The organism is Collinsella sp. An7, from assembly GCF_002159335.1.
GTDB lineage: Bacteria > Actinomycetota > Coriobacteriia > Coriobacteriales > Coriobacteriaceae > Coprousia.
Map to the genome: position 1 here is coordinate 232305 of NZ_NFHP01000005.1, position 10500 is coordinate 242804.

The window sequence follows — 10500 nt, forward strand, 5'->3', positions numbered from 1 at the left end:
CTCTTTCCGATGGGCTCGCCCATGGTCGGGGCCTCCTATCTCGGGACGCGGCGCACGGTGGGCGTGCGCAGGTAGTTGTTGATGTTGTCGGCGCAGGCGTCGCCGTTGTACATGCGCACGTAGGGCACGCCGGAGGTGTCGAGACCGTTCACGACTCGCCCGTCGCCGACGCCGACGACGGGGAACGCCTCGTAGCGGCCGCCCACCTGCCGCACGTAGACCTCGTCGCCGACCTCGACCGATGAGGTCGGCACCTCCTCGGCGTCGAGGAAGGCGCCGAGCTGTTGGTCAGCTGGCTGTGCGGCGTCGATTTCCTTGAGCATCATGTCGAGCGGGTACTCGTCCTGCTCCTCGAAACCACCCCATGGGTAGACGCGGTCGACGATCTCCCAACCCCGGATTACGTAGATGCCGTTGTCGCCGGGGTCCATCCGCTCGTCTGTCGTGTACTTCGAGATGCCGACGGAGAGGCCCCCCGCGCCCATGAAGTTGGCTATCACCTGGCACAGGCGCGCCCACCCGTACTCGTCGGAGTCCGGCGGGCGGAACCCACGCAGGTCGCAGTAGCGCAGGAACGCCTCGACGCTGTCACGGCCTCCGTTCCAGTGGAGGTAGATGCCTAAATCTTTCTTCTCGGTGGTGATGACGGCACGGTTGCCCATGACGGTCTCCCCTCTATTCGATTGTGTGTGGATCAGATAGGGCCCCGGCCGCACGGGGCGTCCTCACGCCCCTGCGCGGAGGCTCGCATCGAAGCGAACGACGCGGGCAACCTGACCGAAGCCGCCGTAGGTCACGGGGGCGCCGACCTCCGCGAGGCCTTCCCCCTCGAGGGCGCGCGCGTAGGGCAGCCTCTCCGCCGGCACGAAGGCCCAGTCGTCGCCCGGCAGGTCGCGCTCCGGCAGGTTGACCGTCAGGTCGCACCAGAGCCCGTCGTCGCCCTCCTCGGGGTCCTCCTCGTAGAGCAGGACGGCGAGGCGGCCGTTGCACCGGTAGCGGTCGGGCACCGGCACGAGCGGGGGCGTGTTCTCGAGGCGGATGCGCGTGGGCGCCGCCGCGCGCCTCATCGCCGGGCCCCCTGCCCCGCACTCGCGCCGCCCACGCGCAGCGACTCGGTCAGTGGCCCGCCGCCGAGCAGCTCGGCGGCGAAGGCGAGCGAGAGCGGGGCGCCCTCCGGCGCGGAGGCACGGATGTCCCCCGCGACCCTCACGCCGACCTTGAGCGAAGCGCGGTCTCGATAAAAGAGCTGGCTCACGGTGTGCCATGCCCCGTCGGTGGTCCGAGCAATCCGGCCGGTTACGACCGAGCCGACCCATCCCGGGCAGTCGGTGAGCTGGGATCCCTCGACCTCGTAGGCGATGCCCGTCGCGATGTCGGTGAGCGCGGCGAGGCCGCCGTCCGTGTCGCAGGCGTCGTATGCGAAGCTGGCGAAGAGGTTCGTCCCCGCGACGGAGGAGGCGTCGTCGCGCGCGGCCCCCGCGGGGAGCCCCGCCGCGTAGCGCGAGAGGGGCGTGGGGCCGCCCCCGGGGCGGTGATCGAACAGGAACCAGTCCGCGAAGGTCACGAGGCCGATCTCGAAGAGGTCCTCCCGGGGGACGACGGAGTCGACGTAGGCGTCAACGGCGCGCTGGAACTGCTCCGGGGACCCGGCCCGGGCGTCCCGGAGCGCGACGTTGAGGAGGTCACAGAGCGACTGGAGCATGGCGATTCCTTTCTCTGCATGGGATTCGGGGGGCGTCTCCGCAGCGGGCGCAGCAGCGACGGATTACCCCTCCGCTCTTCGTCGTTGTCGAGCAGTCGGGGTGTCATCTCCGCTGCGCCCGCTGCGGCGCCGGCCTTTATGTGTGAGTGTTTTCGGGGCCTCACGCCGCCGCGGGGGCGTCCCCCGGGCGCTTGGTCCGCCAGTCGATCTCGTCGACCATGACCTCGACCTTGCTGCGGCGCTGCCCCTGGCGGTCGGTGTAGGAGAGCTGGCGAAGGCGCCCTTGCGCCATGACGAGCGAACCCTTGGTGAGGTATCGGCAGATCGCCTCGGCCCTCGCGCCGAAGACGGCGCAGTCGATGTAGCTGGGGCGCTCCTCGTAGCCCCCGTCCGCGCCTCTCACGCGCTCCGAGACGGCCACGGTGAAGTTGAGCACCATGGTCCCGCCCTTCGTGGAGCGCAGCGTGGCGTTCTCCACGAGGTGTCCCGATATTGCTGCCGAATTGACTGACATGAATCGATCCCTTCTCTCTATGGGCAGTGACGCACACCCACCCGTGGCGGCGCTGGCAGCGACGCCAAAGAGAGAAGAGAGCAACAGTAGGAGGGCCTGTCGCAATCGCGGCAGTCTCTATCTCAACACTCAATATTCTGATTATGGTGGCGATATGGTGGCGGGTTTGGTGGCGAAAAGAAAACAGGTCAGAGACTATAGCCTCTGACCTGCGAATTCGTGGTGGGCGTTACAAGATTTGAACTTGTGACCTCTTCCGTGTCAGGGAAGCGCTCTCCCCCTGAGCTAAACGCCCGTTCAGGGTGCGCCGCAGCGCAGGTGATAATATACCGAACCTCGCGGGGCGTGTAAAGCACCAATCTCAAAAAAGTCGCAAGCGCGGGCGAGAAGGGGTTACCAAGCGCACGGCGCCCCATCACGCCCTCGCGGCCACTCCCCTACTTTGCCGCCGGCGGAATATCCTCGCCGATACGCATGTTCTCAAACGTCTTTGCCATAAACCGGTCGTCAAAGTGCGTGTCCACGTAGACCTCAAAGCCGTTCCGCGGCGGCATGCCCTCAAGACGCTGGCCCGCTCGCCAGAAGCACGCGATCGTCATCACCACGTCAAGCGCGATGAATGCCGCCAGAAGCGTCACGAGCACCACTTGCTTGCGCGACGTGGGCTCGCCGATGCGGAAGATGAGCTCCGGCATGATCACGCGGCACCACACCACGCCAAGAATCCCCCACATGGCCACAAAGCGCCACGCGATCCACTGCGTGATGTGGTCGGGCAGGCCCAGATAGGTCCACGATTGCAGATGGGCAAAGGTCTCCATGCTCCACCCGGCCGTCTGCTCCAGAAGGCTCCCCAGCACCGCCGAGAGCAGAAAGATCTTCCAGACCTTCTCTTTGCGCAGCGGCCAGAGCACCATGGTGAGCAGTACCGCCCCCACGCCGTACAGCGGCGAGAACGGCCCCCACACAAGCCCCACGCGACTCTCGAGAATCCCAAAGACGATGAACGTATAGACCGTCTCGATCACAAGCCCCAGCACCGAGGCAATGAGGAAGATGATCACGTACTGATACGCACCGGGCTTGGTGTCGTTGAGAAAGTCCTCGCGCATCTCGAGGCGCGCCTGCATGATGGCGTTACGCTGCTCGTTGGACACGCGGGCGCGCACCTTGCGGGCGCCGCTCGTTGTGGCCGACCAAAGCGCGTCAGCGTAAACACCGGCGTCGAGCCTTCCCTGGTTGAGCATCCGGCTGAAGGCCCGGCCGCGCGCTCGCCCCTCGAGGTAGCGCTGAACGGCGCCAATCACAAAACGCGCCACCACAAACGCCAAGATGATAAAGAGTGTGATAGTGAGCAACGAAGTCCCATCCCTCGGTTATCACGGCAAAACCCGTGGTCACAGCCCATCAGCACATGGGCACATTTTACCCCAGCAAAATTTTTCAAAACAATGCTTGCACTCCCGCACAGACCCGTGTATAGTATCTCCTTGCCAAGCGGACATGGCTCAGTTGGTAGAGCACAACCTTGCCAAGGTTGGGGTCGCGGGTTCGAGCCCCGTTGTCCGCTCCATTGCATGCGAAGGGCCGGATGATTTCTCGTTCGGCCTTTTTCATCGGCGACGTGGCCAAGTGGTAAGGCAGAGGCCTGCAAAGCCTTTACCCCCAGTTCGAATCTGGGCGTCGCCTCCATGATTGTTAAGGGTGCCCCCGTGGCACCCTTTTTTGTTTGCAGTTGGCCTGAGCTGGCACCCCCCCCACCAGGACGCCTCATCTCTTATGTATAGCGGATTGCGTCGTCTCGACCGCTCGTGTACCAACCTTGCGGCGCACATCCGACGCCACCAGGCCGTCGCCACCCAGCGTCAGAACAGCTTTACGAGCCTCACCATGGTGCCCTGTACGTCGGTCCGCCGGCGGACCTCGGCGCTGTCCACGAGCATGCGCATCAGCTTGATGCCGCGCCCGCGCTCCTCGCTCTCGTGGATCTCCTCACCCGGGGCCACCTCAAAGCCGCAGCCGCAGTCGCACACCTCAATCACCACGCGGTCGCTATAGGCACGCACGTTGAGCACACAGCCCGCTCCGCCTGCGTGGTCGTAGGCATTCCCCAGCGCCTCCCCCGCCGCCAGCGCCGTGTCGTACACGGCGTCGCGGCCCATGGGGAGCTCCTCCATCATCTCCACCAGCCGATGCCGATAGAGCCCGAGGTTCTCCACGCCCTCCGCAACCGAGATGCTGCGGCTCCACAGGGGCGGCGTCCCCGCCGAGAGCACAGGCACCGGGGGCTTTTCGCGGCCCGTTACGTGCAGTATCGAGAGCAACTGAGCAATCTGCAAAAAGCGCGCAACCTCGGGCGACACGTTAACGAGGGAGAGCATCCCGCCCTCTTGCATGAGACGCCGCGCACGAGAGAGCAGAAAAGCCAGGCCCGTGGAGTCGATGAAGGCGACGTTCTCACAGTTAACGAGTATGCGGCGCCCACCCGCGGCAACGAGAGCATCCATCTCGTCGCGCAGGCCGGGCACCGACGCAAGATCGATATCGCGCGCGGGCGCGAGCACGGCTATGTCGTTCCATTCACGCATACGCTCATGGTTCCCCGGGGTGGGTGCGCTTAATCAACCTATCCGCAGACGGCACGGAACGCGCCGCGGGCGTGCGGGAACGGCGTGAGCCGATGACTCAGGCCGCTGCCTCGGGGTGCCGGCTTCTGCCTGACTGATTCCATCTATTAGAAGGAATCAGTCAGCTTTAGGCCACAATTCGATCGATTCTTTCTACTAGATACAATCCGACACGCGCCATATGACAAAGAAACCTGTCCCCACTGTCACGTGACAATGGGGACAGGTTTCTTTGCCACACACAAACGCAACAAGCACCATCCTGGCGAGGCAGGTTGCCGCGAAGCGAGAAGGCATAGGCCTTTGCGCCATGCCTTCGAAGCTGAACGGCAAGATACCCGCCAGGACGACGCACAACGAGCGGGCCCAGGGCCCGCGCAGCGCCAGGCGACCGTTAGCCGCCGAGGTAGGCCTTTCTCACGCGGTCGTCGTTCAGCAGGGCGCGCGCCTCGCCGCTCATCGAGATGGTGCCCGTCTCGAGCACGTAGGCACGGTCTGCGATCGAGAGCGCCATCTGGGCGTTCTGCTCAACCAGCAGGATGGTTGTTCCCTGCTCGTGCAGCGCCTTGATGATCTCAAAGATCTCCTGCACAAGAATCGGCGCCAAGCCCATCGAGGGCTCGTCGAGCATCAGCAGCCGCGGCTTGCTCATCAGCGCGCGGCCCATCGCGAGCATCTGCTGCTCGCCGCCCGAGAGCGTACCGGCAATCTGGTTGCGGCGCTCTTTGAGCCTCGGGAAGTGGTCGTAGATGCGCGCGAGCTCCTCGCGGTTCTCGGACTCCTTGCGGGTGTAGCCGCCCATGTCGAGGTTCTCGGCCACGGTCATCTGCATAAAGACGCGCCGGCCCTCAGGACAGAGCGCAATGCCGCGCTCCACGATCCGGTGCGCCTGCACGCCCACAAGCGATTCGCCCAAAAACTCAATGGAGCCGCTCTCGGGTTTAAGAAGGCCCGCAATGGTGTTGAGCGTCGTGGACTTGCCCGCGCCGTTGGCACCGATGAGCGTTACGATCTCGCCTTCGTTGATGGTGAACGAGATTCCCTGGACCGCCTTGATGGCACCGTACGAGACATGCAGGTCTTGCACAGAAAGCATGGTCGCCACGCTAGTTCACCTCCTGCTTGCCCAGGTAGGCCTCGATGACCTTCGGGTCGTTCTGAATCTCCTCCGGGGTGCCCTTGGCGATGATCCGCCCGTAGTCGAGCACGCCCACGACCTCGCACACGCCCATCACGAGCGACATGTCGTGCTCGATGAGCAGAATCGCGATCTGAAATTCATCGCGGATCTTCTGGATGTTCTCCATGAGCTCCTCGGTCTCGGCGGGGTTCATGCCCGCCGCCGGCTCGTCGAGGAGGAGCACCTTGGGGCCCGTGGCGAGCGCGCGCAAAATCTCGAGGCGGCGCTGGGCACCGTACGGGAGGTTCCCCGCCCACGTGTCGGCAAAACCGCGCATGTCAAAGATGTCGAGCAGCTCGAGCGCGCGCTCGTGAAACTCCGCCTCCTGCTTCCAATGGCCGGGCAGGCGAAGCATGTCGGTCAGCAGGTGCGTGGTCATGGCGTTGCCAAAGCCCACGAGCACGTTCTGCTCGACCGTCATGTCGTTAAAGAGGCGGATGTTCTGGAAGGTACGGGCGATGCCCATCTTGTTGACCTCGGCCACCGACTTGCCAGCGGTGTCCACCCCGTCAAGCAGCACCGTGCCGCGCGTGGGGCGGTAGACGTTGGTGAGGAGGTTGAAGATCGTGGTCTTGCCCGCGCCGTTGGGACCGATGAGGCCCGAGATCTCGGTGCGGCCCATGGCGATGTTGAAGTCGTCCACGGCCTTGAGGCCACCGAACTCGATCCCCAGGTGCTGCGCCTCGAGCACGGGAGTGTGGCCCAAATCGCGCTCGGGGATGAGGTTCGGGGTCTCGAGCTGCACGAGTGCGGAGCGCTTGCGATTGGTGCTAGGCATCGGCACTCACCTCCTCGGCACGCACAGTCTGCTTCTTCTTCCAGGGGAAGTCGCGGTTCATGACGCGTTCGATGATGCGCGAGAGCGAGAAGTCGTACGAGCCCAGAAGGCCCTGCGGGCGGAAGATCATCACGAGGATGAGCACCACCGCGTACACGATCATGCGGTACTCGGAGAACGCGCGCAGCGCCTCGGGGAGGATCGTGAGGAAGGTCGCCGAGATCACCGAGCCGAGCATGGAGCCCATGCCGCCGAGCACCACCATAACGAGAATCTCGATCGACTTCATAAAGCCAAAGACCGCCGGCTGCATAACGCCGATGCACCCCGCGTAGAGGCCGCCCGCCACGCCTGCAAAGAACGCGGACACCACAAAGGCCAGGGTCTTGTAGTAGGTGGTGTTAACGCCGGAGGCCTCGGCCGCGATCTCGTTATCGCGGATAGCGAGGATCGCCCGGCCGTGGCGCGACTTCATCATGGTATGGATGAGGAAGCACACCACCACCACGGTAATAAAGACGTTGAGGAAGTTGGTGTAGCCCGGGATGCCCGTGAGGCCCGCAGCGCCGCCCGTGAGCTTAAAGCCCACCACGGCGTCGATGTTGAGCATGACCACGCGGATGATCTCGGAGAAGGCGAGCGTGATGATGGCGAGGTAGTCGCCCTTGAGGCGCAGCGCCGGGATACCGATGATGATGCCGCAGATGGCCGCGCACACGCCTCCCACCAACAGGCCACCAATGAGCAGAAACACACACACGGGCGAGCCCGTCACAAAGTCGCGCGCCGTAAGGCCGAGCACGGGCATCATGCGGGTGAGAAAGATGGCGCAGCCGTAGCCGCCCACCGACATAAAGCCCGCATGGCCGAGCGGCAGCTGGCCGAGGTAGCCGGTGGCGATGTTGAGCGACACGGCGAGGATGATGTAGATGCCCACCTGCTCGAGCACCGTCGACTGATAGCGTGTGATGACGCCGCCGTCGATCATGAGCTCACCCACCACGAGGAAGATGAGCACGAGCACCGCGTTGATGGCGTAACGCACGGGCATGGGGAGCGTCTTGCGCGTCCCGCTTGCAGACGCACTGGAGGCGCGAGCCGAGATGACCGGCCTCGCGTCGGCGTTTTGCGTATCCATAGCGTGCACCCCCTATACCTTCTCGCTCATCGAGCGACCGAAGATACCGGTCGGCTTGACGATGAGCACGATGATGAGCAGCAGAAAGACCACGGCGTCCTTCCAGGTGGAAAGGCCGATGGCCGTAACGAGCACCTCGGCAAAGCCCACGAGCAGGCCACCCACCACAGCACCCGGGATGGACCCGATGCCACCGAGCACCGCCGCGACAAAGGCCTTGGTGCCGAGCATCATGCCCATCGTCGGGGTGGCCTGGGTGTAGGCCATGGTGTAGAGGACGGCGCCCACACCGGCGAGCGCGGAACCCACGGCAAAGGTAAACGAGATGGTGTGATTGACGTTGATGCCCATGAGCCGGGCGGCGCCCATGTCCTCCGAGACGGCGCGCATAGCCTTGCCAATCTTGGACTTCTGCACCAAAAGCGTCAGCACCACGGTGCATACGGCCGTCACCACAATGGTGAGGATGCCCACCCCGGTGGCACTGAGGTCGGTGAACGAGGGCACCACCTTGGCATCGGCACCAAAGACCAGCTGCGCCCCGTTCTCGAGGAAGTAGGACACGCCGATTGCCGTGATGAGGATCGACAGGCGCGGCGCGTTGCGCAGCGGTGCGTAGGCGACCTTGTCGATAAGCACGCCGAGCAGCGTGCACGCCCCGATTGAGAGCACGATAGCGATGACGGGGCTGAGCCCCAGCTGCGCCATCACCAGCCACGAGACGTACGCGCCCACCATGATGATGTCGCCATGGGCAAAGTTGAGCAGCAAGATGATGCCGTACACCATCGTGTAGCCCAGGGCAACGAGCGCGTAGATGCTACCGAGCTGCAAGCCGTTGAGCACCTGCGTGAGAATTGTCACGACACGTCACTTCCTCCCCTTCTTGCGGACGGCGCGAACGGGCAGCCGCCCTATCCAACATAAAAGGGGGCACCAGGCGTCTGCGCCCGATGCCCCCGGACGTACCTTACCGGAAGGATTACTCGGCCTCGATGGTATCAAAGGTGGTCTCGCTGCCATCGTCGTTAAAGGCGATGATGAGCGAGGACTTGACCGGGTCGCCGGTGCCATCGTAGGAGATGCTGCCGGTGATGCCCTCAACCGAGCCGGCGGCGATACCGTCGATCACGGCCTGCAGGTACTCGTCGGTGCCGGGCTCGAGGCCCTGCTCCTCGGCGGACTTGATGCCGTTGGTGAGCACCATGGCGGCGTCGTAGCCGAGCGCGCAGAAGTTCGTCGGGGCCTCACCGTACTCGTCGGTGTAGTCCGAGATGAACTGCTGGACGGACTCGTCGTCGTTGCTCGAGCTGAAGGCGCAGCAGTAATAGGAGTCGTACAGATCGGCCGGGTCGGCGTAGTTGGACTCGCCGCCCACGATGCCCGACCAGCCGTCGACGCCGAGGAAGGCGCCCTCGTAGCCGGCATCGCGCGCCTGGGTCACGATCATGCCGTCGTCCTCGTAGTAGTTGGGGACGAGGATTGCGTCGGGGTTGGTGTCCATGATGTTGGTGATCTGCGCGGAGAAGTTAACGTCGCCGTCGGAGTAGGACTGCTGCGTGGTGACGGTGAGATCAAGCTTCTCGGCCTCCTCCACAAAGGCGTCGTTTACGCCCTGCGAGTAGTCGTCGCCGTTGAGGAAGAGCGTGGCGACCTTCTTATAGCCCTGCTCCGCGGCAAAGTTTGCCATCAGACGGCCCTGCTCAGGGTCGGTGATGCAGGCGCGGAAGTAGTTGGTGCCGTAGGTCACCACGTCCGCAGCGGTGGCGGAGGGGGTCACGCAGGGCATGTTGTCGTTGACGGACTGCTGAGCCACGGCAACGGTCGGGCCGGTGGTGACGTCGCCCACGATGCCCACAACGCCGGCCTCGACGAGCTTGTTGTAGGCGTTCACGGCCTCGGTGGCGTCGCCCTTCTCGTCCTCGACGATGTAGTCGACCTGCTTGCCGTTGATACCGCCGTCGGCGTTGAGCTCCTTAAAGTAGAGCATAGCGCCGTTGGCGCAGGCCACGCCGTACTGCGAGACGCTACCGGACTGCGGGCCGAGGATGCCCACCTTGATGGTGTCGCCCGAAGAGGAGCCGGAGCCGGCGGAGGTGTCGTCGCTGTTGCCCGAGCAACCGGCGAGCACGCCAGCGGCGCTAAGCGCTCCCATGCCCGCGATCAGGCTGCGGCGGCTCATCTGGGGGTTGAGGTTGAATGAAGCCATGGTGCTCTCCTTCCCTGACGCGCCGCGAGGACCTGCCTTTAAGCTGCGTGTCGCGGGGCTCGAGCCCGCGGCAATGGGCGCGTTTTTCTGACTACCTTACTCGTTTTTTACGCGGATGGTAAGCCGTCCGGGCCGCTCAGGGGCCACACGGGTGCCTCCCCGGGCCGCACGGCTGCGCTATGGTAAAGTTTACCTGCGCTTTAAGGCCAAACCGCAGCTACAGAACCGTGTTACATCTTGGTTTCAGCAGGTGCCGGGACGGGGCGATGAGCTGCCCTCGCCTAGGGTGGCCGTAGGGACACCGCAGGGGCCTCGGGGCCGGCGCCCGGCGCCTGAGGACACGGGGGGGGGC

Annotated in this window: 11 protein-coding genes and 3 tRNA genes; 2 read left to right on the plus strand and 12 right to left on the minus strand. The window is 64.4% G+C overall.

Features of this window, described 5'->3' with window-relative positions; genetic code table 11:
• Positions 1 to 35: 35 nt before the first annotated feature.
• The 6 genes from B5G20_RS07505 to B5G20_RS07530 all read right to left on the minus strand — a co-directional run bounded on the left by B5G20_RS07505 (position 36) and on the right by B5G20_RS07530 (position 3574).
• Positions 36 to 662 (minus strand): hypothetical protein, encoded by a 627-nt coding sequence (locus tag B5G20_RS07505; protein WP_087356288.1) that lies wholly within the window; start codon positions 660 to 662, stop codon positions 36 to 38.
• Positions 663 to 725: 63 nt separating this feature from the next.
• A complete protein-coding gene (locus B5G20_RS07510; protein WP_087356289.1) occupies positions 726 to 1067 on the minus strand; it encodes a hypothetical protein in 342 nt (113 codons plus the stop codon).
• A complete protein-coding gene (locus tag B5G20_RS07515; RefSeq protein ID WP_087356290.1) occupies positions 1064 to 1702 on the minus strand; it encodes a hypothetical protein in 639 nt (212 codons plus the stop codon). Before B5G20_RS07515 ends, B5G20_RS07510 begins: the two co-directional genes overlap by 4 nt.
• Before the next feature lie 160 nt (positions 1703 to 1862).
• Positions 1863 to 2216, minus strand: coding sequence for a single-stranded DNA-binding protein (gene ssb / locus B5G20_RS07520; protein ID WP_087356291.1), 354 nt, complete (start codon positions 2214 to 2216; stop codon positions 1863 to 1865).
• Positions 2217 to 2436: 220 nt separating this feature from the next.
• Positions 2437 to 2511: transfer RNA gene (locus B5G20_RS07525), tRNA-Val, on the minus strand.
• A gap of 142 nt (positions 2512 to 2653) precedes the next feature.
• Entirely contained in the window at positions 2654 to 3574 is a 921-nt protein-coding gene (locus B5G20_RS07530; protein ID WP_239286922.1) for a putative ABC transporter permease, read from the minus strand.
• A gap of 139 nt (positions 3575 to 3713) precedes the next feature.
• Here B5G20_RS07530 and B5G20_RS07535 point away from each other — a divergent pair.
• Positions 3714 to 3789: transfer RNA gene (locus tag B5G20_RS07535), tRNA-Gly, on the plus strand.
• A gap of 45 nt (positions 3790 to 3834) precedes the next feature.
• Positions 3835 to 3908 (plus strand) — tRNA-Cys (locus B5G20_RS07540).
• A gap of 173 nt (positions 3909 to 4081) precedes the next feature.
• Here B5G20_RS07540 and B5G20_RS07545 read toward each other — a convergent pair.
• The 6 genes from B5G20_RS07545 to B5G20_RS07570 all read right to left on the minus strand — a co-directional run bounded on the left by B5G20_RS07545 (position 4082) and on the right by B5G20_RS07570 (position 10148).
• Entirely contained in the window at positions 4082 to 4804 is a 723-nt protein-coding gene (locus B5G20_RS07545) for an anti-sigma factor antagonist (RefSeq protein ID WP_087356292.1), read from the minus strand.
• Between the two features lie 433 nt (positions 4805 to 5237).
• Positions 5238 to 5939, minus strand: a complete 702-nt coding sequence (locus B5G20_RS07550; RefSeq protein WP_087356316.1) for an ABC transporter ATP-binding protein — start codon at positions 5937 to 5939, stop codon at positions 5238 to 5240.
• A gap of 10 nt (positions 5940 to 5949) precedes the next feature.
• Positions 5950 to 6801 carry an ABC transporter ATP-binding protein gene (locus tag B5G20_RS07555; RefSeq protein ID WP_087356293.1) on the minus strand — a complete coding sequence of 284 codons (852 nt, stop codon included), beginning with the start codon at positions 6799 to 6801 and terminating at the stop codon, positions 5950 to 5952.
• Positions 6794 to 7939, minus strand: coding sequence for a branched-chain amino acid ABC transporter permease (locus B5G20_RS07560; protein WP_087356294.1), 1146 nt, complete (start codon positions 7937 to 7939; stop codon positions 6794 to 6796). Before B5G20_RS07560 ends, B5G20_RS07555 begins: the two co-directional genes overlap by 8 nt.
• A gap of 12 nt (positions 7940 to 7951) precedes the next feature.
• Entirely contained in the window at positions 7952 to 8803 is an 852-nt protein-coding gene (locus B5G20_RS07565) for a branched-chain amino acid ABC transporter permease (protein ID WP_087356295.1), read from the minus strand.
• Positions 8804 to 8921: 118 nt separating this feature from the next.
• Positions 8922 to 10148, minus strand: coding sequence for an ABC transporter substrate-binding protein (locus tag B5G20_RS07570; RefSeq protein WP_087356296.1), 1227 nt, complete (start codon positions 10146 to 10148; stop codon positions 8922 to 8924).
• Between the last annotated feature and the right edge of the window lie 352 nt (positions 10149 to 10500).